This window comes from Asticcacaulis solisilvae, from assembly GCF_017875235.1.
Classification (GTDB): domain Bacteria; phylum Pseudomonadota; class Alphaproteobacteria; order Caulobacterales; family Caulobacteraceae; genus Asticcacaulis; species Asticcacaulis solisilvae_A.
Genome location: NZ_JAGGMI010000006.1, coordinates 273332 through 297261, shown reverse-complemented (window position 1 = coordinate 297261; position 23930 = coordinate 273332). Strand labels below are relative to the sequence as shown.

Here is a 23930-nt window from a genome sequence, read left to right as displayed (position 1 = left end):
TGGGGATGATATGCGGGTGGAGGGTAATTGCCCCCACCACCGCATCTCGCTCGCCAGAGGCTCGCTCGTGCGGTCCCCTCCCCATGAGCGGCGCAGGCGTTGCCACGCAAAGGTGCGAGTGGGGAGGGGGACCGCACGAAGCGGAGCTGAGATGCGGTGGTGGGGGCCGATAACCCTGATTTAGTGGAACGACTCGCCGAGATAAACGCGGCGGACTTCCGGGTCGTGCGTGATGGCATCCGCCGAGCCTTCGAACAGCACTTCGCCCGAATGGATGATCGAGGCGCGATCGACGATTTCCAGCGTCTCGCGAACATTGTGGTCGGTGATCAGGATACCGATGCCCCGGCTCTTCAGGTAGCCGATGACGTCGCGGATATCGCTGATGGCCAGCGGGTCGATACCGGCGAAGGGCTCGTCGAGCAGCATGAAGGACGGCTTGCCGGCCAGCGCCCGGGCGATTTCGACACGGCGGCGTTCACCGCCCGACAGGGCCGAGGCCGGTGAGTTGCGGATATGGGTGATGTGCAGGTCTTCGAGCAGGCGGACGCAGTCTTCCTTGACCTTGGCCGGGTTCTTCTCGCGCAGCTCCAGAACGGCGGTGATGTTCTGCTCGACATTCATGCCGCGGAAGATCGACGCTTCCTGCGGCAGGTAGCCGATGCCGAGGCGCGCGCGCTGATACATCGGCTGGTGCGTGATGTCCTGGCCGTCGAGCGTGATCGAACCATAGTCGGCCTCTACCAGGCCGGTGATCATGTAGAAGCAGGTCGTCTTGCCGGCGCCGTTGGGACCCAGAAGACCCACGACTTCGCCGCGGCCAAGCTTGAGCGACACGCTCTTGACGACAGCGCGGTCCTTGTAGGTCTTGCCGATGCCTTCGACCACGATGCCATCGCCCGTGGCGATCCGGTCAGCCGTGGCCTTCGAAGAGGCTGAAAATGCGTCCGCGCTCACTTGGATATGTCTCCGCTTACTGCGCGGGCCTGTTGTTGTTGGGATAAAGGACACTGCGCACCCGGCCCTTGGTCTGGCCGCCGGGATTGGCGGTGAAGGTCGTGATGCCCTTCGACACCTGCGACACCAGCCGGTTGCCGGTCGAGACGTTCTGGCCTTGCTGCAGGATGACGTTGCCGGTCACCACCATGGTGTCGTCCGCCTTGGTGTAGACGGCGTTGTCACCCTTCATGATGGTCTGCTGGCCCTGGGCATCAACCGTGACGTAGAAGATGTTCCCGGTCGCCTCAATACGATTGATGTCGCCACCCGGTTCGGCGTAGGTAATCGTCGCGTGATCGGTACGCAGACGTGCCTTATCCTGCAAAATCTCGACACGACCATCCAAGTACATGGCGTTGGCTTGCTGCTCGATACGCTGGGAATCCGCGCCGATCTGAACCGGTCCGCCTTGCCCCGACACCTGTGCCGTCGCCCCGCCCGCTGTCAAAGCCAGAACCGTCAGAGCCGCTCCAATGCGAATATTCATCGTCCGTCCGTTTCTCATGCCTTACGCGCCTATTTCCTGTTGAGCGTCGTCCAGACCTTGCTGTCGCCCCGTCCCCGGAAAACGACGTCGGCGCCGTTTTTCGAAATCATGAAGGACTCGCCCACAATATGGCCCATGCTTCCGGTTCCTTCAATGCGTTTGTCGCCGGAGATCGTCAAGTCCTTAAGGTTAATCACGGCCGCCTCGGTGCGGAAGGTCATGTCCGAGCCGCCCGAGCGCATGACGACATTGCCCGTAAGATGGAACAGGCCCCGATTGGCGTCATAGACGCCGTTGGCCGACGAAATGTGGGTTGATTTGTCGCCTTCGCCCTTGAAGTCGATGGCCGGCCCCTTGAGATTAACCCGCGTCAGGTCGTTGCCCTGCTGGATCGCCTCGAGCCCGCTGATGGTGAACGGCGAGCCCGAGCCGCTCAAACCCGAATAGCGCGGATTGATGGCGCGAATTTCCCGGCCTTGCGGAACAAAGGGATTGAGCGAACCCAGGATACCCGTCACGGCGATCCAGCCGACATTCAGAAGCGCGATGCCGATGATCAATGCCGGCAGAACCGTGCGCAGCGTCTTGATGCGGCGCGACCGGCGGCGGACCGCGGCGACCTGCTGCGCCAGGTGCGTCCGGCGCTGGGCGGCCTCGGTCTCGGCATCGACGGCCGGCTCGAAGCGCGCAGTAATATCCGTCAGTGGCGTGGCCATGAAAATTGCGTTCCTACCAGGCGCCTATGCCCAGCTATGCGCGAAAATATCGCAATCTTCCCATCCTGCCAAATCCAGTTTGACGCGGTGCGGCAAAAAGTCAAAGCAGCCCTGGGCCAGCTCCACCCGCCCTTCCCGCGCCAGCATGGTGTTGAGGCGGTCGCGCAGTGCGTGCAAGTGCAGCACATCCGATGCCGCATAGGCCAATTGTTCGGGGCTCAGCGTCTCATTGCCCCAGTCCGAGCTTTGCTGCTGCTTGGACATATCGACATTCAGCAGTTCGCGCACCAGGTCCTTGAGGCCGTGACGGTCGGTGTAGGTGCGCGCCAGTTTCGACGCGATCTTGGTGCAGTAGACCGGCGCCGTGACGACATCGAGGTGCAGCATGAACATGCCGATATCGAAGCGCCCGTAATGGAATAGCTTCAGGACATTGCCGTCCGTGAGCAGGCGCTTCAGGTTCGGGCAGTGATAGGTCTGGCGGTCGAGGCGCACGACATGGGCATTGCCGTCACCGCCCGACAGCTGGACGACGCACAGGCCATCGCGGCGGAACCGCAGGCCCATGGTCTCGGAGTCGATGGCAACGATGGCGCCAAGGTCGAGGCCGTCGGGCAAGTCGCCTTCGTGGTAGAATACGGTCAAGGAGTACGCCCTTTACGGAGGTCTGAAGAAGCGTAACGGCCTAAGCCCAAATGGTTAAAAGGTCAATGACGCGAGGTTAGACGTGCGTTTTCAGGAACCGGATCGTCCGCTGCCACGCAGCTTCGGCGGCTTCGGCGTCATAGACTTCCGGACGGGTCTTGTTGAAGAAGGCATGGTCGGCCTCATAGGAATAGAATTCCGGCGGATTGCCCGCAGCCTTCATGGCTGCTTCCATGTCGGCGACGACGGCGGGTGTCACCCAATCGTCCTTGCTGCCGAAATGGCCCTGGAGCGGAATGACGATATCCTTGGGGTCGGCAAAGGACTTCGGCGGCACGCCATAGAAACAGACCCCGGCGGACAACCCTTTCAGGCGCGCGGCCGAAGCAATGGCCAGTGCTCCACCCATGCAGAAGCCCATCACCGCGACCGACGCCGAGCGTTCACGCAACCAGTCTTTCGCGGCGGCGATGTCCTCGTGCACCGCACCCGGAAAGTCGAGCCCGTTCATCATGTGCGACGCTTCGTTGGCGTCCTTGGTGACGCGGCCCTGGAACAGGTCAGGCGCCAGGGCATTGAACCCCTCGCCCTCGAAACGGTCGGCTATCGCCTTGATATGGTCGTTGAGCCCCCACCACTCCTGTAGGACAATGACACCCGGCCGCGCCGGATCTTCACCAGCGGAATAGGCAGCGATCTGGCCGCCGTCCGGACGTGTAAGCGTAATCATCTGGCTCATGGGATCCTCCGTTGTGGCGCCTTATATGGGCGGTTTCACAGCCCCGGCAACCCGCCGGACGCCCAAAGCGTGAGTTCATCGCGGATATTGCGCTGGGCGGCCGCTTCACGCGGCGCGAAGACCTCCGTCAGGAAGACGCGCCGGTTCTGCACGGGTTTGAGAAACATCTCGCAGCGCCCTGCCTTATAGGCTTCGGCGCCATAGACCGGCAGGTATTCACGCGCCACATTCTCGGCATAGCGCAGATAGTCCTGCCACGGCGCGGCCAGGATCGCCATGTCGATATCGACGACCAGCGCGGCATCGGGTGTGCTGGCCTCGTGCTTTTTCGTGGCAAGGATATGCGCGCAGGCGCGATCGGCTGTTTCACTCGTCAACAGGTCACGTACCGCTTCGGCGCTGCGCTCTTCGTTGTCGGAACGCGCCGGGTCATAGACGATGTCGTGGAAGAACAGGGCCAGGAGCGCCGCATCGGTATCATCAAACCGGTCCTGCATCGGCAGAAAGTCCGCTACCACGGCGGCGATATGATCGAGCGTATGATAGCGCCGCTGCGGTTCGCTGTAGGCCGCTACGATCCTGGGCCAGACTTCCGGCCCAAGCCCCAGCCTTTCCGCCAGCTCATCCCATACACGTTCCAGCTCTTGTGCGGTCATCGCGAAGGCCACTCCCAGGGCGGCGGGTCATTATCAGCGATCTCGGTTTCGCCGAGCACCTTTTCAAGCACGATACGGTTCGTGGCCTTCGCCGCCGTCAGGGCGTCGACCAGTTCGTGGGAATGCGACACGACCAGTATCTGGCTGCGCTCCGAAGCTTTCGCGATCAACCGCCCCAGCGCCGGCAAAAGATCCGGATGCAGGCTCATTTCAGGTTCGTTCAGCACCATGAAAGCCGGCGGGCGGGGCGACAGCAAGGCCGCCATCAGCAGCAGATAACGCAAGGTGCCATCGGACAGTTCGGCCGCCTTCAGCGGCCGCAGCAATCCCTTTTGCTGCATCTCCAGCTCGAAGTAACCGCTGTCGCCCGTCACGAAGATTTTCGATCCAGGAAAAGCATCGTCGACGGCGCTGGACAGATCTTCGACAAAGCCGATTTCGATAATGGTCTGGATGGCCGCGGCCAGGTCGCTGCCGTCGCTGGCCAGGACGGGCGTATAGGTGCCTATCTGCAGATGACGCGCCGGCGCGTCGCGATCAGTCCGGAAGTGGTCATAGAACCGCCAGTTGCGCATCATTTCGCGCAGGCGCAGCAATTCGACCGCCTTGCCCGGATCGGCGGCGTGGGTCATCATGCTGTCGAACGGCGACAGGTCGGTAAAGGTCTGCGACCAAGCGCCGTCCTCACCACGAATGCGAACCCCCGGACCCTTGCGGCTGGCGATCTCGTTGCGGGCACGCAAAACCTGGCCAACCCAAAGGCTTTCGACCTTGATCTGGGGGTCGGCGTTAAACATTGAACCATCGGGCACCGGCCGCCCCAGGTCGATGGCATAACCATACGCGTCAGTCGAAAAACCAAGCTTGAGGGAAATCGGCTTCTTACGCACCAGACCCTGCACACGTTGAGTGCCGGCCTTCATTTCGCGCGAGAACTGTTCCGGCCCTGCCCACAGGGTAAAGACCAGACCGCCTTCGCTCGCCAATGCCCGGATGATACGGCCCTGGGCGATATCGGCCAAAAGGCGCAGGGCGCGATACAGGCTCGATTTGCCGGCGCCGTTGGCGCCGGTCACCACATTCAACGGCTCCAGCGCGACCCGAACGTCACGCAATGAACGGTAGCCGGAAATAGCGAGGGTGGTGATCATCCCTCAGGTGTAACCCGTGTTAGCGCAGCAGGGAATGATATTCCTTGTGGCGGCGCAGCCAGGCGGCGGCATAGCCGCAAATCGGCACGATGCGCCAGCCATTGTCCTTGGCAATCCGCGCCACGCCGTCCATCAGGCGGCCGGCGGCCCCGGTGCCGCGCAGTTCCGGCGGTGCTTCGACATAGTGGATGTGCAGGGTATCGCCGTTCAAGCTATAGTCGGCGAAAACGGTCTTGCCATCGACAACCAGCTCATAGCGCTTTTCGTCGACATTGTCGGTGATGGGATCAGTCATAGTGTCAGGCATGGGGTACGCTCCTTGGACAGGAGAGATAGGCCCTCACGCATAAAATCGGAATGCCTTTGTCCGGGCGAAAGGCTTAGCCGGCCGCGATCTGGTCGACGGAAACCGGGCGCGCGGCAAAGCGCGGACGCGGCGCTAGGGTCGCGCTGCGGGCCTGATACGGCACATAAATCGCGGGAGACACGGAACGGGCCGCGGAAATCCAGTTCAAACCGTCTACTTTTTTCATCACCATCACCATGGCTACCGTTAAGTCTGCTCACCCAACGGCGGCAGATCGTTTCTAGAGGCACATCATATCAAGATTCGATAAGGAATGTGTGAATCCCCGACCGGAAAAATAACGGTGTTGCCTGGACGCATCGGCGGATCGACAAACCGGGGAAAAATGCCACATGAAAAAAAAGCGGAAAATCTTTGAAAAAGAGCTTGCGCGGCGTGCGGCCTTGAAATAGTAGTCGCCGCCTCGGACGGGGGCACCCTGATCCGGCCATCGAGAAGATGGGGCTTTAGCTCAGTTGGTAGAGCGCTTCAATGGCATTGAAGAGGTCAGCGGTTCGACTCCGCTAAGCTCCACCATTTCTAAATTTTCTCCGAAATCTGAGAATTTTCTGCTTGGCGCGCAGCCTGCGCTCCCGCTTGGTCGCTAGTCGCTCCGCTTGGTTTTTTGTCTGGCGCTCAGGGCCAAAGGGCCCTTGGCGGCGCGCAGCCTGCGCTCCCGCTTGGTCGCTAGTCGCTCCGCTCTAAATCCTATTGGGCTGTGGTTTTCGAGAGCGGCGTATTCGACACTGGCATGGCCAGGGTGATGTCACCGGCCTTCTCAAAGGTGAGCTTCACCTTGACCGTCGATCCATCCTGCGGACGGACCTTCAGGCCCAGTAGCATGATGTGATTGCCACCGGGCTTCAGCACCAGGGTTTCACCAGGCGCGACGACAAAGCCGTCCTTCATCTCGGCCATGTCCATGACGCCATCCTTGGTCGTCATGCTGTGCAGTTCCGTCGATGCCGCGCATTCACACGATGCCGAGATTAGCCGGTCGGCTTCCGTTCCCGTGTTACGGACCGTCACATAGGCCGCCGTGTTCGGATTGTTGCCCAGCGCGGCGCGCATCGCGTAGTCGGTCATCGAAATCGTGCTGGAGGTAACGACGCCGTTGATGTTGCTCGACTTCGAAACGGTTGTGGTGGACTTGCCGTCACAGGCTGCGAGCGCCAGGGCGGCGAGAGTAAGAGCGGCAAGGTGCTTCATGGACGGCTCCGGGTGTAAGTGTTCGCAGGGGTCACAGACCCTGCACCCCAATACGCGGTAGTGATTACGTGCTCTATAATAAAAGCCGGATCTTCAGGCCCGGCTTTTATTATAGAAATATCTAAACACCGTCGAGTATCGGGGTGCAGGGGGCCTGTCCCCTGCAAGCCTCATCCCCAAAGCCCCACGATCCGTTTGGTCTCCTCAACCACCGGCGCCGACACCTCCCGTGCCCGCTCCGCACCAAGCTTCAGGACGCGATCAATCTCACCCGTATCGTTCAGCAGGCGCCGCAGGGTTTCGGAAATCGGCGCCATTTTGCCGACCACGACGTCCGCTAGGGCCGGCTTGAACGCACCGAACCCTTTGCCGCCAAACTCGTTGAGCACGTCCTGCGCCGAGATCCCGGCCAGCGCTGCATAGATGCCGACCAGGTTCTTGGCCTCCGGACGTTCCGCCAGGCCGTCTTCGGCCTCCGGCAGGACGTCGGCGTCCGACTTGGCCTTCTTGACCTTGGAGGCGATCGTGTCGGCATCGTCCGTCAGGTTGATGCGCGAATTGTCGGAAGGATCGGACTTCGACATCTTGGCCAGGCCGTCACGCAAGCTCATGATCCGCGCGCCCGGTCCCTGATAAAGCGTCTCCGGTAGCGGGAAGAAGTCGGTGCCATAGTCGTGGTTGAACTTCTTGGCGACGTCGCGCGTCAGCTCCAGGTGCTGGCGTTGATCCTCGCCGACCGGCACGTGGGTCGCCTTGTAGATCAGGATGTCGGCGGCCTGCAGCACCGGATAGGTGTAAAGCCCGATCGAGGCGCGTTCCTTGTCCTTGCCGGCCTTGTCCTTGAACTGCGTCATGCGGTCGAGCCAGCCCAGGCGCGCCACGCAGTTGAACAGCCACGCCATCTCAGTATGCGCCGGCACGGCCGATTGCGGGAAGATCGCCGACTTGTCCGGATCTACTCCGGCCGCCAGGTAACAGGCAGCGATTTCGCGCGTCTGCGACAGAAGCTTGCCCGGGTCCTGCCACACCGTGATCGCGTGCAGGTCGGCGATCATGTAGAAGCGCTCGGCCTCAAGCGATTGCATGTCGGCGAACTTCTTGAGCGCGCCGAGATAGTTGCCGAGATGAAGCGAGCCGGATGCCTGGATGCCGGACAGGATGCGCATAGGTTTTGTCATTGTTTACCCGCGCCGAAGCGCCGCCTTCAGTTCTGCCGGACGCACGGCGCCGGTCACAAAGAGACAGGCGATATAAAGGAACAGGCCGGCAAAACAAACCCCCACTACGGCGATTTCCTTGACGCCGCCGGCCAGGATGGCGGCAATCGGCGCTTCCACCACTGGCCGGTAGAAGGAGCAGGCCGCCAGAAACGCGCCCATAACACCGCCGCACAAAACTATCTTGGCCAGGGCCGCACCGCTGCGGTTCGACAGGTGCCACAGCTTGCGCCGATAAAGGGCAATGACCATCAGTGTGACATTGGCCCATGCGCCTGCGGACGTGCCGATCGCCAGGCCCGGCACGCCGATCAGGTGAAACATGCTGACGCCGACGATCAGGTTGACGACGACATTCACCAGGGCAAAGCGCATCGGCCCCCAGGTGTCCTTGCGGGCATAGAAGGCCGGGCTCAATATCCGCGTCAGCACGAAGGCCGGCACACCCCAGCCATAGTGCAGGAGAGCCGAGGCCGTCTGTTGAGCGTCATAGATATGGAAGGCTCCGCGGGTGAACAGGCCGTCGATCAGGAAGAAGGGAATGGCCACCAGGGCGGCGGCCGCCGGCAGGGTGAAGACCATTGAATAGATCAGCGCATTATCAAGCGTCTTTTGCGCGCCGTCATGGTCGCCCGCCTGCACGGCGCGCGACAGGGCGGGCAGCAGGGCAACACCGATGGCGACACCGACCATGCCAAGCGGCAATTGATAAAGCCGGTCAGCGACCTGAAGCCAGGACACGGCGCCATCGACGGCCGAAGCGAAGAAGCCCGAGACCAGCACATTGATTTGAGTGGCTGAGGCGGCGAGGGCGCCCGGTATGGCCAGCCAGAGAAGTTTCCGCACCTCAGGCGAAAAGCGTGGGATAACACTGAGCCCGATGCGCGCGCCGACGCGGCGCACGCCCCAGACCAGCAGGGCCGCCTGGCCGATGCCGGCCACCAGAATACCGGCCGCGCCCCACCAGGCGCCCGAGATCGGGTCCCGCTGCGGCCAGACCATGATCAGCATGACTATGTTGAGGATAGTAGGCACGGCAGCAGAAACGATAAAGCGGCCGCGTGCGTTCAGCACCCCCGACAGAAGCGCGACTATGGCCATGCACGGCAGATAGGGCATAGCGATCTGGGTGAGCACGACAGTCAGCTTGAACTTGTCCGGCGTGTCCACAAAGCCTGGACGAATGATATACTGCATCAGCCACGGCATGGTCAGCTGGGCCAGGACCGTGACAACCAGGGTCATGCAGCACAGGGTCGCCAGGGCATCGCGCGCCAGCTTGTCGGCCGCTTCGGGCCCTTCCTGCTCCAGCACCGCCGAATAGGACGGCACGAAGGCAGCCGTAAACGCGCCTTCGGCGAAGATGCGACGGAAGACATTGGGGAAGCTGAGGGCCGTATTGTAGGCGTCGGCAGCGATGTTGCCGGACGCCCCAAGCACCGCGGTAATGACCAGGTCCCGGCCCATGCCCAGAAAGCGGCTGATGAGCGTAAAGCCGCTGTTGATCAGCGAATTCTTGATGAGACCCGAAGACTTTTTGGGCACTGGAGCGGGTTCAGGGCCGGACGCCGGAGGCTGTGACACGTAATGCTGCCTATCGAAGGAGGGACATTGTTTAGGCGTCCCTCACTTCGCGCACAAGAGCCTGCTACTTATTTTGCTTCTTGAGCTCGGCCAGGATGCCGGCCAGCAGCTCTTCCTGGCTGGGGGTATTGGCGGGCGGCGGCGGAGGGGGTGGTGGCATCAGCTTGTTGATCGCCTTGACGACCATGAAAATCGCCGTGCCGATGATCAGGAACTGGATCAGGGTGTTGATGAAGATGCCATAGGAGATGGCGGCTTCCGCGGTCTTGGTCACCGGATCGGCCGGCACCAGAACGAACTTCAGGTCGGAGAAATCGACCCCGCCGGTAATCACGCCGATCGGCGGCATGATGATGTTTTCGACCAGCGACGTAACGATCTTGCCGAACGCGCCGCCGATGACAACACCGACCGCCAGGTCGATGACGTTGCCACGCATCAGGAAGGTCTTGAATTCGGACACAATGCTCATGGACGGTTCCTTCCGGCCGGAGATAAATCAGAAGACGATTCATCAAGAATCGTCATCGATCTAACCATTGTTCGCTGGATTATTTAAGAGAAAAGGTTGCGCGTTTTCAGCCCATGCCCGGCTGCGCCTTGCGCAAACTTAATCGGCGGCGTTGTCGTCGCCGCTGAGGTTCAGGCGTTCGCGCAATTCCTTGCCGCTCTTGAAAAAGGGCACATGCTTGGCCGGTACCTTGACCGATTCACCGGTGCGCGGATTGCGGCCGGCGCGCGCGGGCCTGGAGCGGACCGACAAGGCGCCAAAACCCCGCAATTCGACGCGACCACCTTTTTCCAGCGTGCCGATCATCGATTCAAAAATAAGGTTTACAGCGCGCTCGACGTCTTTTTGCGTCAGGTGCGGATACTCAGATGCCAGGCGTTCGATCAGTTCAGATTTCAGCATTGCTGTGTCCCCCAACAAGTGAATCTCCAGACGGAGCGACATTGATCGAAAAATGAATAGGGATCAAGGGGTTGGATAAAAATTAAAGCGTGATAACGATATCACGTTTAAAAAACGCACGGATAACGGCGTGCGGCGCACAATAAACCTCCGACAGGACAAGGCTTTGACGCAAAAGTCTTTCCCGCCGGAGGGAATTGAAGCCCCTGTTTTTATAGGGCCGCACCGCATGAACAACCCTGGGTAAGGCTTACTTCGCCTTGGCGGGCTCGTTGACGCCCCACATGACGCCGTAAGGGTCGCGCAGCGTGCCGAACCGGTCACCCCAGAATTCGACCTTCAGTTCGGAAATGACTTCGCAGCCCGCGGCGACAGCGCGTTCCCACCACGGATCAGCCTCTTCGACGACCAGCATCATGGTAAAGCTGTGCGAGGGCTGATGGTCATAACCCCATTCCGGGAAGACATCCGACAGCATGAGTGATCCGTCGTGGATCTTGAGATGGCAATGCATCAGCCGCTTACCATCGTCCGCCGGCATACGGGTGATTTCTTCTGCGGCAAACGCCTTCTTATAGAAGTCAGCGGCTTCGGCGGCGCCGATGACGTTGAGATAGGGAATGACGCCCCGGTAAAGATCATCGCTCATGTCTTGCTCCTCTCTTGCTTTTGGCCGGACGGGCCGGCTTCTCCCTAGCGGATTGAAAACATCTTTCTGTCAGCAGCGCATGACAGTCATGACACACGCTGATCGGGAATGAAGGCCATCATCGGCCGCACCTCGAAACAGCCGGCGGACCCCGACGCCCCTGCCAACTCACGAGCGATATCGACGGCCTCGTCGAGCGTGTCGCATTCTACCGTGTAAAACCCGAGAAGCTGCTCCTTGGTTTCGGCGAACGGACCGTCGATAACGGTCGTGTCGCGGCCCTTGCGCAGGGTGACGGCCGCGGTCGTCGGCATCAGGCGCGCCACCGGGCCCATCTTGCCTTCGCCGCTCAGGCGCGCGTTCACCAGGCCAAGATTGCGCATGACTTCGGCATCCTTTTCCTCGGACCAGGCGCTGATGACGTCTTCGGAGTCGTAGCAAAGAATGGCGTAGTGCATGGCGAAATCCCCTTCATGCTGGATCAACGAATGGCGGCGGCCGGAATCGACAACGCTCGTGAACCATTACATGAAAAATATCCTTGGTCCGCTTTCTTTTAGTCCCCTCTCCCCGCTTGCTGGGAGAGGTTTAGGGTGAGGCAGTTGGAAAAATAATGTGCGAAGATACAGTTTCTGCCCTCATCCGGTCGAGCAAGCTCGACCACCTTCTCCCCGCACGCGGAGAGAAGAGAATAGCGAAACCTGTCGTTAGGACAACTTTGTTATCGGTGGGAAACCGGAACAAGGGGGAACCAATGCTCAGCAAGCTGCGTCTGGCCATTCGCAACGACCTCGAAGCCGAAGCCGAACAGCGGACATTCGGATCGGGCTGGCTGAGCGGCGTGCTGGCCCTTGTTCTTGGCGGGTCGGCGCTGTTGATGCTGCTGGCCCATCATTATCCCGCATGGTTCTCGGTCGAGGACCTCAAGCGCGTCCACGACAGCCCATTCTATATGGTTGGCGTCCAGGCCATGGCTTTTGTCGCGTTCGGCCTGGCCTGCCTCAACCTGACTTTACGCCGCAACAAGATCCTGGGCTTCAGCGCCATTGCTCTGGTGTTGTTGACGATGACGCTTGGCGCCATCGGCGCGCAGACCATCCCCGGCGAAGGCATCGGGTTCGGCGTCGACTGGTTCGTGCTGAACCTGCTGATGAAGGGCCTGCTCTTCGTGCCGCTCGAAAAGCTGTTCAGCGGGAATAAGCCCCAGCCCCTGTTTCGCTATGAATGGCGCGAGGACCTGCTCTATTTCCTGATCTCGAGCCTGCTGATCCAGATCATGGCCTTCATTTCGCTGGCGCCATCGCTGGCCGTGCTGGAACACGCCGCCCTGTGGCAGCCCTTACGCGACGCGGTGGCGTCCCAGCCCTATGTCGTGCAGTTCATCGAGCTGATGCTGATCGCCGACCTGATGCAGTACGGCTTTCACCGCCTGTTCCACAGCGTGCCCTTTCTTTGGCGCTTCCACGCCGTCCACCATTCGGCCCAGGCCATGGACTGGATGGCCGGGTCACGCATGCACCTGTTTGAAATCCTGGCCCTGCGCGGTGTCACCATTATCCCGCTCTATGCGCTGGGCTTCGAAGAAAACGCGCTCTACGGCTATATCTTCTTCATCTATCTCGTGTCGGCCTTCGTCCACGCCAATATCCGCTTCGACGACCGCTGGATCGCACCGTTTATCGTCACGCCGCGCTTCCACCACTGGCACCACGGCATCGAGAAGGAAGCGATCGATGTCAATTTCGCCGTCCACTTCCCGTGGATCGACCGCCTGTTCGGTACGTATTACTTGCCTGACGACAAATGGCCGTCGGGCTACGGCATCGGCGGCCACCCGGTGCCCAAGGGCTGGCTGGAGCAGTTCGCCTACCCTTTCCGTCGCGGCAAGCCGAACCCTCCCGCTTCGTAACAACAAAAAAGCCGGCGCTGTCGCCAGCGCCGGCTTCTTTTCACTCCAACCTTAAACCGCTACGCGCGCCTAAACACCGTAGCGAATCCGGGTTAAGGGTCCTTCGGACCCTTATTCCTTGACCTTGTCGCGCAGGGCGGCGCCGAGGATGTCGCCCAGCGAAGCGCCGGAGTCCTGCGAGCCGTACTGTTCGATGGCCTGCTTTTCGTCAGCCATTTCCAGGGCCTTGATCGAGACGGAGACCTTGCGGGCCGCCTTGTCGACATTGGTGACCTGGGCGTCGATACGATCGCCGACGGCGAAGCGCTCAACGCGCTGCTCGTTGCGGTCGCGCGACAGGTCCGACTTGCGGATAAAGGCCGACATCGGTGCGTCGTCTTCGCCGAACTTGACTTCGATACCACCCGAAGTGACTTCGGTGACGGTTACGGTGACGGTCTGGCCCTTCTTGAAGGTGTCGCCGGTCATCGGATCGTTGCCGAGCTGCTTGATGCCCAGCGAGATGCGTTCCTTGTCGACGTCGACATCCAGGACCTTGGTCTTGACGGCGTCGCCCTTCTTGTAGCGGCCGATGGCTTCTTCGCCCGGAACGTTCCAGTCGAGGTCCGACAGGTGAACCATGCCGTCGATGTCGTTTTCGAAGCCGACGAACAGGCCGAACTCGGTGGCGTTCTTGACTTCGCCTTCGATGGTCGAACCGATCGGGTGGTTACGCAGGAACTGATCCCACGGATTTTCCTGAGCCTGCTTCAGGCCCAGCGAAACGCGGCGCTTCGAAGCATCGACTTCGAGCACGACGACGTCGACTTCCTGCGAAGTCGAAACGATCTTGCCCGGGTGGACGTTCTTCTTGGTCCAGGACATTTCCGAAACGTGGACCAGGCCTTCGACGCCCGATTCCAGCTCGACGAAAGCGCCGTAGTCCGTGATGTTGGTGATGCGACCGGTGAACTTGCCACCGACCGGATACTTGACGTCGACGTTTTCCCACGGGTCGGACTGAAGCTGCTTCATGCCGAGCGAGATGCGTTGCGTGTCCGGATTGATCTTGATGATCTGGACGCGGACCTGGTCGCCGACATTGAGGACCTGCGACGGGTGCGAGACGCGCTTCCAGGACATGTCGGTGACGTGCAGCAGGCCGTCGATGCCGCCGAGGTCAACGAACGCACCGTAGTCGGTGATGTTCTTGACGACGCCGTCACGGATTTCGCCTTCGGCCAGCTGGCCAACCAGCTCGGTGCGCTGTTCGGCGCGGGCCTCCTCAAGGATGGCGCGACGCGACACGACGATGTTGCCGCGCGGACGGTCCATCTTGAGGATGGCGAAGGGCTGTTCCTTGCCCATGAGCGGAGCGATGTCGCGGACCGGACGGATGTCGACTTGCGAACCCGGCAGGAAGCCCGAGGCACCGTCCATATCGACGGTGAAGCCACCCTTGACGCGGCCGACGATGGTGCCCATGACCGGTTCGCCGCGGTTGAAGACGGCTTCCAGACGGGTCCAGGCTTCCTCGCGGCGGGCCTTCTCGCGGCTGATGACGGCTTCGCCCATCGCGTTCTCGACGCGCTCCAGGTACACCTCAACGGTGTCGCCCTTCTTCAGGTTCGGGCCGTCCGAGCCGAATTCCTTCAGCGGGATGCGGCCTTCGGTCTTCAGGCCGACGTCGACCGTGACGCTGTCCTTGTCGACGGCGACGACGAGGCCGTGGATGACCTGGCCTTCGAGCATGTCGCGGCCGTGCAGGCTTTCGTCGAGAAGCGCTGCGAAATCGTCGCGCGAGGGATTGTAATCGCTCATATAGTCTCTTTAGGTTTGTGGGCGCATGTCCTTTGGTGCAAGTCCTTACGTCATGTCTGAGGGAACACGACGACAGGCCACGCGCAGGGGGTGCGGCTTTGGATTTTGAGATGTTTGGCTTGATGCCGGATGGCCGCAGACAGTTCATGTCCCATGGCGACCATTGTGAGCCTCAGGAACCGGACTTGGGATTTGACGCTGTTAAGCGCCGGACCGGTCTTTCACAAGGGATCGCGCAGCTGTGATGGCGGCTTCTATACCCAAGTCGGACGTATCAAGCAAGAGCGCATCTTTGGCCATTTCCAGCGGCGCACTGCTGCGGCCGGAATCGCGGGCGTCGCGGACGCGAATATCTTCCAGGACGTCTTCCAGTTTCAGCTCTGGATCGATCTTGCTGAGCTGCAGCCAGCGACGGTGGGCGCGGACCTCGGGACGGGCCGTGACGAAGACCTTCACATGCGCATCCGGGGCGATGACCGTGCCAATGTCGCGGCCGTCGAGCACGGCGCCGGAGGGCTGGTTGGCAAAGTCGATCTGGTATTGCTTGAGCGCCGCGCGGACCTCAGGGATGGCGGCGACCTGGGAAGCGCGCTCACCGGCTTCACGGCCGCGCAAGCCTTCCTCGGCCAGCAGATCAGCATCGATCTCCTTGGCCAGCGCCGCCAGGACATCAACTTCGGTATGCGGCACGTCGTGCTGAAAGGCGAGGTGACCGATGGCGCGGTAGAGCAGGCCGGTGTCGAGAAACGGCAAGCCGTAATCGGCGGCGATGCGTGATGCCAGGGTGCCTTTGCCCGACGCGGCCGGACCGTCGAATGCGATGATAAGTGGGTGAGTCATGATGCTTCGCTATAGGTCCGTTGCGGCCAAGCGCCAATACATTCTTTGCATGCCCGTCGGCAAAACCGATTTCAAACCCTGGCGCAAAAGCCTATCGCCACCGCCGGCGGGCTGGCATCTGCCGGAGGTTCACATGAACCACAATATTCAAGACAACAAGTCCATCTATCGACGCTTCTGCGAGCAGGCCTTCAACCGTCACGACTATAGCGTGGTCGATGAACTGGTCTCGCCCGATGTCGTTTCACACGATCCGCTGCCGGGTCAGCCTGCGGGCGCTGAGGGTCTCAAACAGACGCTGCAGGTGTTTCACACGGCCTTTCCCGATCTTCACGCCGATATCGAGGACCTGATCGCCGAGGACGACAAGGTGATGGCGCGGGTCCGCGTGACGGGCACGCACAAGGGTGAATTCATGGGACAGAAGGCGACGGGCCACGCGCTTGCCTATCCGGAAGTCGTTACGGTGCGTATCCGCGATGGCCGCATCGTCGAACATTGGTCCGTCGCTGATACGGCGCCACTCCGCGAAGCGGTCGGGCTGGTTCCGGCCGGCTGACTATTCGAAGGTCATGGCGACGCCAACGCTTGCCAGGTCGCGCCAGTAGCCGGGATAGGTCTTGGCCGTGCAGCCAGGATCAAGGATGCGCAGGCCGTCGATGACCAAGGCCGCCATGGCAAAGGCCATGGCGATGCGGTGATCGTGATAGGTCTCGATGCTGGCCTCGACCGTCCTGCCGATCAGCGTCCGGTCGGGCGTGACCAACAGGTCGTCGCCGATCTCTTCGGCCAGGCCTGGCTGAATGCGGTTGAGCTCGGTAGCGACGGCGTTGATGCGGTCACATTCCTTGACGCGCAGGTTGGCGATGCCGACAAAGCGGACCGGATGATTGTTGAAGGCGGCCAGGACGGCAATGGTCGGAATGGCGTCCTGCATCTGGCTGCCGTCGATCACCGCCGGCAGGTTCGGGAACTGGCTGATGACCTCGTAGGCCTTGGCGTCGGGCTGCATCATGGCGTCAGGCGCGATGCCTATATCGATGTTTGCGCCGATGAGCGCGTTGATGCCCCAGACATAGGTGGCGGCGCTGGCGTCCGGCTCGACCCAGTAGTCGCGCGCTTCATAAGGCGTGTTGGCGATTTCCCAGGCCAGCGGACCGGTCTGCGTGACCTGGGCGCCGAAGGCGCGCATGCAGGCCAGCGTAATGTCGATATAGCCCAAAGCGCCGATATCGCCGTCCTTGACGCGCAGGCGCAACGGCGCGTCGCCTTTGGTTCCGGCCATCAAAAGCGCCGAGACATATTGACTGGACAGGCTGGCATCGACGTCGATCGCACGGTTGGTGAAACCGCCCGTGCCCGCAACAATGACAGGCGGACAGCCTGTCAGCGCCGTGGCGGTGACGCCGGCATCGTTCAGCGCCTGAACCAGCGGCGCGATCGGGCGCTTCTGCATGTGTTCGTCGCCGGTCAGGATCGTCGTGCCGTCGATATTGGCCGCCGCCGCCGTCAGGAAACGCACAGCCGTACCGGCGTTGCCGAGGAACAGCGGCTCTGGTGACGGCGTCAGCGTGCCCGTGCTTTCGACCAGAAACTCCGTGTCGCCCGTGTCCGTGACCGCCACGCCCAGTTGGCCCAAGGCCCGCGCCATATATTTGGTATCGTCGCTTTTGAGCGCGCCGCTGACCTGGCTCCGGCCTTGCGCCAGCGCCGCGATCAGCAGCACCCGGTTGGTAATCGACTTCGATCCGGGAAGGGCAATCCGACCGGCGATCTTGGTCTGGGGCGGGATCAGTTTAACGGCGGTAGCTTGGCTGGGGTTCATGGACGCGTCGATAAATGGGGCCTTGTTTGCCGCTGCAAAAAAATGCGCGCAAAAAAAATTGAGGCCGGGCGGGATTTAAGCTTTTGACAGGAGGCCTATCTAGTGGCAAGGGGGCCAATCGCAAACGCATTTTTTCTATTCCGATTGATAAGGACCACCCGTGGCTGATCCCGCCTTAGGCACCAAGCAGGTTTGCCCCAACTGCACGGCCAAGTTCTACGACCTGAACAACCGCCCGGCGCATTGCCCGAAATGCGCGTTCGAATTCGACCAGGAAGAAGTGATCCGCACGCGCCGTACGCGCGTACGGACCACCGCTCCGGACTATGAGGATACGGACGAGGAAGCCGAAGATCAGGTGAAGGGCAAGACCCAGGGCGACGACGAGGACGAAGAGCCCGAAGTCGTGACGCCTGAAATCGACGAAGTGGTCGTGGATGATGCGCTCATCGTCGATGAAGACGAGGACCTCGATCCCGCTGATCCGGCCCGCGTGGGCGGCGGCGGCGACTCGGTCGACATGGATATCGAAGACGCCGACCTGGGCGACGACGATGCCGACGACGTCCCCTTCCTGGAAGACGACGAAGACGCCGACTTCGACGAAGAGATCGATGGCCTGCCCGGCGAAGACGAGGAAGACCGCTAAGACAAAATTCAAGAAGCCGCCGGAAACCCCGGCGGCTTTCTTATTTAGAGCGATATGGCGAAAAGTGCCAAGAAGCGTCTTTGGGGTTTTCGCCTTAAATATCGCGACAAAACCAAAACTTAGATCGGTATGATGGTTCCACTTAAAATCATACCGATTTAGAGGGTTTCGGCGATGAACTCTTTCAGGGTGTCGAGAGTCACAGTCAGCGCTTCGGCGTCGTAGCGCATGAGGCGGGTACGATCGATGCCCTCTTCATCGAAGGCATGGGTAGCATTGACCGTGGTTGTGGTCGCATCGACCCCCTGTTTGCGCAAGCTGACGATCAGCCTCAGATAGTGTTTATAAGCCGCCAGGTGGTCCGAGAGGGTCAGGATGGCGAGGGTCCTCGGCTTGTGCCGCCACGGCCGCGTCACCGATCGCGCCAGGAAATTGATATAGGGGTAAACGAGAAACAGCCCCTTGACCCCGTCGAGCCAGTGCGGCGCCGGATCGCTAAGGCGCGCGTCACCCGCCTTGTCGAGCTTTTGCGTCATCAGGTCCATGATCGCCCAGGCGCCGTGGCTGAAGCCCGCCAGCACCAGCCGATCCGCATCGACATCGGGCCTTTGGCTTATGCCTGCGACCGCGGCCAGCACATCACCCGAGCGTTCATAGCCGCGCAGTTTCAGCCCCTTGCACACCCAGGCGGCGGCGTGCTTGCGCGTCCAGTTGCGTGGCGTGAAGCTGTCGACGATAAAGGTGCGCATGCCGCTGGCCACGGCGGCCTGTGCATAGAGGGCAAGGTTCGACGCGATACCGCCGCAACCATGAAAGATGATCAAGGCCGGCCTGGGCACGCCGTCGTCAGGCCCGAAGACCTGGACGTGCGGCATCAACAGGTCGCACCGCTGCTGCAGCGTATCGAGTGCCATGTCGTCCCCGCCCCCAGCCCGTTGAAAGAACCCCTCAGGCTCGCCGCCCGACTATATCCAGTTAGCCACCCGCCGCAACCGCGTTCGCCTCCGGCGCCTCTTCCGGCAGCGGAACCGTCTCGCGGAGAAACTTCAGCATGGCCAGGATCGACATCTGCATGGCTTCGGCGTCGTAGGCCATGACCATGCCCTTGTTGTCTTCCTCATCGAAGGCATGGCTGGCGGCCATCGGCAGGACTTCGACCGCTGCCCCCGCCGCCGTGACATTGGCGAAGATCTTTTTCGCGTGCTTCAGTGGCGTCAGGTGATCCTTTTCCGCCAGCACGGCAAAGGTCTTCGGATGACGCACCCACGGCTTCGAATTGCTGCGCGCCGGGAAGCTGATGTACGGATAGACCAGGAACAGGCCCTTGACCCGGTCGGCCAGGGCCGCGTCCGGATCAGCCAGCTTGGCTTCGCCCTTTACCGTCAAAGCCTGGGTCATCAGGTCCATGATCGACCAGCCGCCGTGGCTGAATCCGGCGAGCACGACATTGTCCATATCGACGCGGCCCGACTGTTTCAGGCCCCACAGGACGCTCAGCACGTCGCCCGAGCGCTCATAGCCCTGCATGAAGGCGCCGGTGCAGATCAAAGATACGGCGAAGTTGCGGTCCCAGCCGCGCGGTGCGAAACTGTCGACCACATAGGCGCGTATGCCAAGTGACGCCGCGGCCTTGGCATAGGCATGGATGTGCGGGCGCATGCCGCCACAGCCGTGAAACAGCACGATCGCCGGCAGGACGCGCGTGTCCGTCGGCCCATAGATCGTGATGTATTTTTCCAGCAGCGCGTAGCGCTCAGCCATGGTCTGCATGTGATCCCCCTCTTATTGCCGCTCAAGCGCCGCTGGGCTCCTCGCCCATAGCGAAGTGCTAACGCTTCGCTCCTTGAGCACGATTTGCTCGGGCGCCCGGTCGGGCTTGCCAAAGCAAGCTTTGGAATTACCCCAGCGTCTCTGCCAGGAAGCGCACAAAAGCCTGCTCGGTCCGGTCGTGACATGCGGCATCATAGGACATGAATGAGCCGAAATGAATGCCGTCCTCGTCAAAACAATGTGTTGCGTCCAGATCGAGCGTCTCCACCGGCACGCCTTCGTCGCGCAGCCGTTTGAAGATGTTGGCGGCATGCGCATGGGCGGTCAGAAAATCACTGCGCGCCAGTACGGCCAGGGTCTGCGGCCTGTACTCCCAGTGGTGCGTATTGCTGCGCGCCGGGAAGTTTATGTACGGATAGACCAGGAACAGGCTTTTCACGCCCTTGAGCGCTTCGGGCGTCGGATTCTTCAAGCGTGCCGCACCCTCGCGGTCCAGGCGCTGCGTCATCAGGTCCATGATCGACCACGCGCCGTGGCTCCATCCCGCCAGGCACAGGCGCGAGGCATCGACATCCGGCCTTTGCGCGATGCCCCACACCGCCGCCAGCACATCGCCTGACCGTTCGTAACCATGCAGTGCCAGGCCAGAACAGACCAGGCTGACCGCTGCCGTCTGGTCCCAGCCGCGCGGCATGAAACTGTCGATGACAAAGGCGCGCACCCCCGCCCTTTCCGCCAGCCGGGCATAGGCATGGATATGCGGCCGGATGCCATTGCAGGCGTGGAAGAGCAGAACCGCCGGACGCGGTGTGCTGTCTCTCGGCCCATAGACGGTCAGATAGGGCGTCAAAAAATCAAAACGGCTTTGCAAAGAATCGAGCACGGGGCCTCTTGAACCAAATGTAACTGTTACTATTTTAGTTACTGATAGACGGTCATATCCCTGTGAACCAGAGTTCGGCCGCAAAAGCCAATCATATTAAAGGCACATACGATGAGCACTTCGTTCCGCAACCCGACCCACCCCATTGATCCGCAATTCCTGGAACGCTGGTCGCCGCGCGCCTTTGCCGATGCCCCCGTCACCGAAGATCAGGTCCTGAGCATGCTCGAAGCCGCACGCTGGTCGCCGTCGGCCTCGAACCTCCAGCCCTGGCGCTTTATCTACGCCCTGCGCGACACGCCGGAATTCGAAACGCTTCTGAGCCTTCTGGTGCCATTCAACGAAGGCTGGGCGAAGAACGCCGGCGCGTTGATCTTCGCTGCCTCGGTCACGACCTTCGACGGCGAGCGAGACATCCCGACCCACAGCTTTGACACCGGCGCGGCATCGTTCGCCCTGGCGCTGCAAGCGCATAAGCTGGGTCTCGTCGCCCACGGGATGGGCGGCCTTCATTATGATAAGGCGCCGCTGGTCCTGGGCCTGCCGGACAATGTGAAGCTCGAAGCCGCCTTTGCCATAGGCCGTAAGGGCGATCCGGATAGCCTGCCGGACTTTCTGAAGGCCCGCGAAACGCCATCAACCCGCCAGCCACTTTCGGCCATGGTGTTCAAGGGGAGGTTCAGTGGGGAAGTGACGAACCCAACAATTTAAGGGCCTCCGGCTGGCAGGGTCGGTCCCTGCACCCTAGACGGTCACTTGAGTGCCTAGCTCAACAACGCGACCCGGCGGAATGTGGAAGAAGTCCGTCGGGTTCGCCGCGTTGCGCATCAGGAAGATGTACAGCTTGTCCTGCCACAGCGGCATGCCTGAATTGGCCGAAGGCACGACATTGCGTTTTCCTAAGAAGAAGCTGGTCGCCATGATGTCGAACTTCAGGCCCAGCTTGCGGCAGACGCCAAGTGCGCGCGGCAGGTTCGGGCTTTCCATGAAGCCATAGCTAATCGTCAGCTTCTTGAAATCCTCATTGATGATCTCGATCGTCACGCGCTCGGCATCCGGCACGCGCGGCGTATTCGCCGTTCGGACCGTCAGGATGACATTCTTCTCATGCAGCACCTTGTTGTGCTTGAGATTGTGCATCAGGGCCACCGGCGCGATTTCCGCATCCGACGTCAGGAAGATCGCCGTACCGGCCACGCGGTGCGGCGGCCGCTTCTTCATCATTTCGACCAGGTCGGCCAACATGACACTATCACGCCGCGACTTGTCCATCAGGATCTGGCTGCCACGCACCCAGGTCGCCATGACCAGGAACAGCGACGCGCCGATCAGCACCGGCAGCCAGCCGCCCGACAGGAAGCGCAGGGCGTTGGCGCTCAAGAAGGACAGGTCGAGAATCATGAACGGAATAACGAAGGCCAAAACAGCCGGCCAGCTCCATTTCCACATCTGGCGCATCACGACCGTCGCCATCATGGTCGTCACCACCATAGTGCCGGTCACGGCCAGGCCGTAGGCATGCGCCAGGGCGGACGAGGTCTGGAAAGTCACCATGACCACGACAACGCCGACCAGCAGCATGTTGTTGAGCTGCGGCACATAGATCTGTCCCGACTGTGTTTCCGACGTCCGCGTCACGGTCAGGCGCGGCAACAAGCCCAGTTGGATCGCCTGCTGGGTCAGCGAAAATGCACCGGTGATCACGGCCTGCGACGCCACCACCGTCGCCATGCCGGCCAGGATGACCAGCGGCAGGCGATAGCTTTCCGGCGCCATTTCAAAGAACCAGTTCAGCTGATGGAAGGGCTGGCCGGCGGGGGTGCTTTCCAGTACCTTGAGCGCCAGAGCGCCCTGGCCCAGATAGTTCAGCGTCAGGCACGGCAGCACGAAGAACAGCCACGCTGCCTGGATCGGCCAACGGCCGAAATGGCCCATATCGGCTGTCAGGGCTTCGGCACCCGTCACCGTCAGGAAGACCGCGCCTAAGACGATAAAGCCCGACAGGCCGTGTTCGGCCAGGAATTTCACGGCATAGAAGGGATTGAAGGCCATGAGGATTTCGGGGCGGCCGACGAACTGCATCACGCCCAGCACGGCCATGACCGTGAACCAGATGGCGCAGATCGGGCCGAAAACGACACCGACCTTGGCGGTACCCTTGCTCTGGAACATGAACAGCCCCAGCAGCATGACGCCGGAAATGGCCAGCACCATCTCGGTCGAGATACTGTTTTCCATGCCCGGAATTGTGCGCAGGCCTTCGACGGCCGACAGCACCGACATGGCCGGCGTAATGACCGCGTCACCGTAGAACAGCGCCGCGCCGATGACGCCGAGAACGAAGACAATCTGGGTCCGCCGTCCCATCGCGCGCTGGGCCAGGGCCATCAGCGACAGCACCCCGCCTTCGCCATTATTGTCGGCGCGCATGATGAAGCCGACATACTTTACGGCGACGATCAGAATCATAGCCCACAGGGCCAGAGACACCACGCCCAGGATTTCCGGCCGCGTCACTCCGTCATGGGCGGCGGCGTGCAGGGCTTCCTTGAAGGCGTACAGCGGCGAGGTACCGATGTCGCCGAAAACGACACCGACCGAGCCAAGCGCCAGGGCGAAGAAGCCCGCATGGGCATGACCGTGGTGTGCGGGAGCTTCCGCGGTGGCATCCTTGGCTGATGTGGAAATGGTCGCCGCGCCAGCGGTCGGCGGCGCGTCGGCGGCGGTCGCCGGTGCCGGCTGGGAGCCCGGCGTTCCGGCAGGGGAGTCCCCTGTCATGTACACTCTCCTGAGGGCATGACACACACGGTCTTTTCAAGGACGCCCTCGCTTGAACGAGGCGCTCTTACGCCTATTTAAAAACACATTCAATGCCCATTTAGGGCGTTCATGACGGAGCTGTGACCTTGTGTACCCTAGGAACAGAGCCAAAACTGTTGTAAT

27 protein-coding genes and 1 tRNA gene are annotated in these 23930 nt (G+C 61.2%); 5 read left to right on the top strand and 23 right to left on the bottom strand.

The genetic code is table 11. The features are described 5' to 3' along the window. Nucleotides 1-180: 180 nt before the first annotated feature. The 9 genes from lptB to J2X24_RS12585 all read right to left on the bottom strand — a co-directional run bounded on the left by lptB (nucleotide 181) and on the right by J2X24_RS12585 (nucleotide 5938). Nucleotides 181-909 carry an LPS export ABC transporter ATP-binding protein gene (lptB, locus tag J2X24_RS12625; RefSeq protein WP_209722080.1) on the bottom strand — a complete coding sequence of 243 codons (729 nt, stop codon included), beginning with the start codon at nucleotides 907-909 and terminating at the stop codon, nucleotides 181-183. Nucleotides 910-973: 64 nt separating this feature from the next. Next, nucleotides 974-1486: a lipopolysaccharide transport periplasmic protein LptA gene (gene lptA / locus J2X24_RS12620; protein ID WP_209721934.1), complete on the bottom strand. Its 513-nt coding sequence runs from the start codon at nucleotides 1484-1486 to the stop codon at nucleotides 974-976. A 29-nt stretch (nucleotides 1487-1515) separates the two neighbouring features. Beyond that, nucleotides 1516-2202 carry an LPS export ABC transporter periplasmic protein LptC gene (gene lptC / locus J2X24_RS12615; RefSeq protein ID WP_209721931.1) on the bottom strand — a complete coding sequence of 229 codons (687 nt, stop codon included), beginning with the start codon at nucleotides 2200-2202 and terminating at the stop codon, nucleotides 1516-1518. A gap of 24 nt (nucleotides 2203-2226) precedes the next feature. Next, nucleotides 2227-2847 (bottom strand): ribonuclease D, encoded by a 621-nt coding sequence (locus tag J2X24_RS12610; protein WP_209721928.1) that lies wholly within the window; start codon nucleotides 2845-2847, stop codon nucleotides 2227-2229. A 76-nt stretch (nucleotides 2848-2923) separates the two neighbouring features. Continuing rightward, nucleotides 2924-3586, bottom strand: a complete 663-nt coding sequence (locus J2X24_RS12605) for a dienelactone hydrolase family protein (RefSeq protein ID WP_209721926.1) — start codon at nucleotides 3584-3586, stop codon at nucleotides 2924-2926. A gap of 35 nt (nucleotides 3587-3621) precedes the next feature. Beyond that, nucleotides 3622-4242 (bottom strand): HD domain-containing protein, encoded by a 621-nt coding sequence (locus tag J2X24_RS12600; RefSeq protein WP_245344655.1) that lies wholly within the window; start codon nucleotides 4240-4242, stop codon nucleotides 3622-3624. Beyond that, on the bottom strand, nucleotides 4239-5393 hold the full coding sequence (locus J2X24_RS12595) for an AAA family ATPase (RefSeq protein ID WP_209721923.1): 1155 nt from the start codon (nucleotides 5391-5393) through the stop codon (nucleotides 4239-4241). The genes J2X24_RS12600 and J2X24_RS12595 overlap by 4 nt, the downstream gene beginning before the upstream one ends. Nucleotides 5394-5412: 19 nt before the next feature. Next, nucleotides 5413-5700 carry a GNAT family N-acetyltransferase gene (locus tag J2X24_RS12590; RefSeq protein WP_404977825.1) on the bottom strand — a complete coding sequence of 96 codons (288 nt, stop codon included), beginning with the start codon at nucleotides 5698-5700 and terminating at the stop codon, nucleotides 5413-5415. A gap of 73 nt (nucleotides 5701-5773) precedes the next feature. Further along, nucleotides 5774-5938, bottom strand: coding sequence for a hypothetical protein (locus J2X24_RS12585; RefSeq protein ID WP_209721919.1), 165 nt, complete (start codon nucleotides 5936-5938; stop codon nucleotides 5774-5776). Between the two features lie 262 nt (nucleotides 5939-6200). Between J2X24_RS12585 and J2X24_RS12580 the strand changes: the two genes are divergently transcribed. Continuing rightward, nucleotides 6201-6276: transfer RNA gene (locus J2X24_RS12580), tRNA-Ala, on the top strand. A gap of 171 nt (nucleotides 6277-6447) precedes the next feature. On the opposite strand, the gene J2X24_RS12575 is transcribed toward J2X24_RS12580, so the two are convergent. From J2X24_RS12575 to J2X24_RS12545, 7 genes are all read right to left on the bottom strand, one after another. After that, the gene (locus J2X24_RS12575; protein WP_209721917.1) at nucleotides 6448-6948 is read right to left on the bottom strand and encodes a copper chaperone PCu(A)C; all 501 of its coding nucleotides are present in this window, start codon (nucleotides 6946-6948) and stop codon (nucleotides 6448-6450) included. A gap of 170 nt (nucleotides 6949-7118) precedes the next feature. Continuing rightward, entirely contained in the window at nucleotides 7119-8126 is a 1008-nt protein-coding gene (gene trpS, locus J2X24_RS12570; RefSeq protein WP_245344654.1) for a tryptophan--tRNA ligase, read from the bottom strand. 3 nt (nucleotides 8127-8129) lie between these two features. Beyond that, the gene (murJ, locus tag J2X24_RS12565) at nucleotides 8130-9749 is read right to left on the bottom strand and encodes a murein biosynthesis integral membrane protein MurJ (RefSeq protein WP_209721914.1); all 1620 of its coding nucleotides are present in this window, start codon (nucleotides 9747-9749) and stop codon (nucleotides 8130-8132) included. A gap of 64 nt (nucleotides 9750-9813) precedes the next feature. After that, nucleotides 9814-10221: a large-conductance mechanosensitive channel protein MscL gene (gene mscL / locus J2X24_RS12560; RefSeq protein WP_245344653.1), complete on the bottom strand. Its 408-nt coding sequence runs from the start codon at nucleotides 10219-10221 to the stop codon at nucleotides 9814-9816. A 138-nt stretch (nucleotides 10222-10359) separates the two neighbouring features. Then, nucleotides 10360-10662, bottom strand: coding sequence for an integration host factor subunit beta (locus tag J2X24_RS12555; protein WP_209721911.1), 303 nt, complete (start codon nucleotides 10660-10662; stop codon nucleotides 10360-10362). A gap of 250 nt (nucleotides 10663-10912) precedes the next feature. Further along, nucleotides 10913-11311 carry a VOC family protein gene (locus J2X24_RS12550; RefSeq protein ID WP_209721908.1) on the bottom strand — a complete coding sequence of 133 codons (399 nt, stop codon included), beginning with the start codon at nucleotides 11309-11311 and terminating at the stop codon, nucleotides 10913-10915. Nucleotides 11312-11397: 86 nt separating this feature from the next. Beyond that, nucleotides 11398-11769 carry a YciI family protein gene (locus J2X24_RS12545; protein ID WP_209721906.1) on the bottom strand — a complete coding sequence of 124 codons (372 nt, stop codon included), beginning with the start codon at nucleotides 11767-11769 and terminating at the stop codon, nucleotides 11398-11400. Nucleotides 11770-12065: 296 nt separating this feature from the next. On the opposite strand from J2X24_RS12545, the gene J2X24_RS12540 reads away from it, so the two are divergent. Continuing rightward, complete coding sequence (locus J2X24_RS12540; protein ID WP_209721903.1) at nucleotides 12066-13220, top strand: sterol desaturase family protein; 1155 nt, start codon at nucleotides 12066-12068, stop codon at nucleotides 13218-13220. Nucleotides 13221-13331: 111 nt separating this feature from the next. Here J2X24_RS12540 and rpsA read toward each other — a convergent pair whose 3' ends face one another. Both rpsA and cmk read right to left on the bottom strand, forming a co-directional pair. Continuing rightward, a complete protein-coding gene (gene rpsA, locus J2X24_RS12535) occupies nucleotides 13332-15020 on the bottom strand; it encodes a 30S ribosomal protein S1 (RefSeq protein WP_209721900.1) in 1689 nt (562 codons plus the stop codon). Between the two features lie 201 nt (nucleotides 15021-15221). Next, entirely contained in the window at nucleotides 15222-15860 is a 639-nt protein-coding gene (cmk, locus tag J2X24_RS12530; protein ID WP_209721896.1) for a (d)CMP kinase, read from the bottom strand. A 133-nt stretch (nucleotides 15861-15993) separates the two neighbouring features. Between cmk and J2X24_RS12525 the strand changes: the two genes are divergently transcribed. Further along, nucleotides 15994-16419 carry an ester cyclase gene (locus J2X24_RS12525; protein WP_209721893.1) on the top strand — a complete coding sequence of 142 codons (426 nt, stop codon included), beginning with the start codon at nucleotides 15994-15996 and terminating at the stop codon, nucleotides 16417-16419. On the opposite strand, the gene aroA is transcribed toward J2X24_RS12525, so the two are convergent. Then, nucleotides 16420-17685 carry a 3-phosphoshikimate 1-carboxyvinyltransferase gene (gene aroA, locus J2X24_RS12520; RefSeq protein WP_209721890.1) on the bottom strand — a complete coding sequence of 422 codons (1266 nt, stop codon included), beginning with the start codon at nucleotides 17683-17685 and terminating at the stop codon, nucleotides 16420-16422. Between the two features lie 160 nt (nucleotides 17686-17845). On the opposite strand from aroA, the gene J2X24_RS12515 reads away from it, so the two are divergent. Continuing rightward, complete coding sequence (locus J2X24_RS12515; RefSeq protein ID WP_209721888.1) at nucleotides 17846-18334, top strand: TIGR02300 family protein; 489 nt, start codon at nucleotides 17846-17848, stop codon at nucleotides 18332-18334. A 158-nt stretch (nucleotides 18335-18492) separates the two neighbouring features. On the opposite strand, the gene J2X24_RS12510 is transcribed toward J2X24_RS12515, so the two are convergent. The 3 genes from J2X24_RS12510 to J2X24_RS12500 form a co-directional block, all read right to left on the bottom strand. Then, nucleotides 18493-19248: a dienelactone hydrolase family protein gene (locus J2X24_RS12510; RefSeq protein WP_209721885.1), complete on the bottom strand. Its 756-nt coding sequence runs from the start codon at nucleotides 19246-19248 to the stop codon at nucleotides 18493-18495. A gap of 61 nt (nucleotides 19249-19309) precedes the next feature. Beyond that, nucleotides 19310-20104 carry a dienelactone hydrolase family protein gene (locus J2X24_RS12505; RefSeq protein WP_209721882.1) on the bottom strand — a complete coding sequence of 265 codons (795 nt, stop codon included), beginning with the start codon at nucleotides 20102-20104 and terminating at the stop codon, nucleotides 19310-19312. Nucleotides 20105-20231: 127 nt separating this feature from the next. Next, nucleotides 20232-20987 carry a dienelactone hydrolase family protein gene (locus J2X24_RS12500; RefSeq protein WP_209721879.1) on the bottom strand — a complete coding sequence of 252 codons (756 nt, stop codon included), beginning with the start codon at nucleotides 20985-20987 and terminating at the stop codon, nucleotides 20232-20234. Between the two features lie 111 nt (nucleotides 20988-21098). On the opposite strand from J2X24_RS12500, the gene J2X24_RS12495 reads away from it, so the two are divergent. Continuing rightward, nucleotides 21099-21698: a nitroreductase family protein gene (locus J2X24_RS12495; RefSeq protein WP_209721876.1), complete on the top strand. Its 600-nt coding sequence runs from the start codon at nucleotides 21099-21101 to the stop codon at nucleotides 21696-21698. A 33-nt stretch (nucleotides 21699-21731) separates the two neighbouring features. On the opposite strand, the gene J2X24_RS12490 is transcribed toward J2X24_RS12495, so the two are convergent. Then, entirely contained in the window at nucleotides 21732-23765 is a 2034-nt protein-coding gene (locus tag J2X24_RS12490; protein ID WP_209721873.1) for a potassium transporter Kup, read from the bottom strand. Nucleotides 23766-23930: the final 165 nt, after the last annotated feature.

Excerpts from the sequence above, each read along its gene's own strand:
- J2X24_RS12605 (WP_209721926.1), bottom strand. The coding sequence starts at position 3,586 with ATGAGCCAGATGATTACGCTTACACGTCCGGACGGCGGCCAGATCGCT.
- lptC (WP_209721931.1), bottom strand. The coding sequence starts at position 2,202 with ATGGCCACGCCACTGACGGATATTACTGCGCGCTTCGAGCCGGCCGTC.
- mscL (WP_245344653.1), bottom strand. The coding sequence starts at position 10,221 with ATGAGCATTGTGTCCGAATTCAAGACCTTCCTGATGCGTGGCAACGTC.
- J2X24_RS12495 (WP_209721876.1), top strand. The coding sequence starts at position 21,099 with ATGAGCACTTCGTTCCGCAACCCGACCCACCCCATTGATCCGCAATTC.
- J2X24_RS12545 (WP_209721906.1), bottom strand. The coding sequence starts at position 11,769 with ATGCACTACGCCATTCTTTGCTACGACTCCGAAGACGTCATCAGCGCC.
- J2X24_RS12600 (WP_245344655.1), bottom strand. The coding sequence starts at position 4,242 with ATGACCGCACAAGAGCTGGAACGTGTATGGGATGAGCTGGCGGAAAGG.
- rpsA (WP_209721900.1), bottom strand. The coding sequence starts at position 15,020 with ATGAGCGATTACAATCCCTCGCGCGACGATTTCGCAGCGCTTCTCGAC.
- J2X24_RS12555 (WP_209721911.1), bottom strand. The coding sequence starts at position 10,662 with ATGCTGAAATCTGAACTGATCGAACGCCTGGCATCTGAGTATCCGCAC.
- trpS (WP_245344654.1), bottom strand. The coding sequence starts at position 8,126 with ATGACAAAACCTATGCGCATCCTGTCCGGCATCCAGGCATCCGGCTCG.
- J2X24_RS12540 (WP_209721903.1), top strand. The coding sequence starts at position 12,066 with ATGCTCAGCAAGCTGCGTCTGGCCATTCGCAACGACCTCGAAGCCGAA.
- J2X24_RS12490 (WP_209721873.1), bottom strand. The coding sequence starts at position 23,765 with ATGACAGGGGACTCCCCTGCCGGAACGCCGGGCTCCCAGCCGGCACCG.
- J2X24_RS12585 (WP_209721919.1), bottom strand. The coding sequence starts at position 5,938 with ATGGTGATGGTGATGAAAAAAGTAGACGGTTTGAACTGGATTTCCGCG.
- J2X24_RS12505 (WP_209721882.1), bottom strand. The coding sequence starts at position 20,104 with ATGCAGACCATGGCTGAGCGCTACGCGCTGCTGGAAAAATACATCACG.
- J2X24_RS12595 (WP_209721923.1), bottom strand. The coding sequence starts at position 5,393 with ATGATCACCACCCTCGCTATTTCCGGCTACCGTTCATTGCGTGACGTT.
- J2X24_RS12590 (WP_404977825.1), bottom strand. The coding sequence starts at position 5,700 with ATGCCTGACACTATGACTGATCCCATCACCGACAATGTCGACGAAAAG.
- cmk (WP_209721896.1), bottom strand. The coding sequence starts at position 15,860 with ATGACTCACCCACTTATCATCGCATTCGACGGTCCGGCCGCGTCGGGC.
- J2X24_RS12550 (WP_209721908.1), bottom strand. The coding sequence starts at position 11,311 with ATGAGCGATGATCTTTACCGGGGCGTCATTCCCTATCTCAACGTCATC.
- aroA (WP_209721890.1), bottom strand. The coding sequence starts at position 17,685 with ATGAACCCCAGCCAAGCTACCGCCGTTAAACTGATCCCGCCCCAGACC.
- J2X24_RS12575 (WP_209721917.1), bottom strand. The coding sequence starts at position 6,948 with ATGAAGCACCTTGCCGCTCTTACTCTCGCCGCCCTGGCGCTCGCAGCC.
- lptA (WP_209721934.1), bottom strand. The coding sequence starts at position 1,486 with ATGAATATTCGCATTGGAGCGGCTCTGACGGTTCTGGCTTTGACAGCG.
- J2X24_RS12525 (WP_209721893.1), top strand. The coding sequence starts at position 15,994 with ATGAACCACAATATTCAAGACAACAAGTCCATCTATCGACGCTTCTGC.
- J2X24_RS12510 (WP_209721885.1), bottom strand. The coding sequence starts at position 19,248 with ATGGCACTCGATACGCTGCAGCAGCGGTGCGACCTGTTGATGCCGCAC.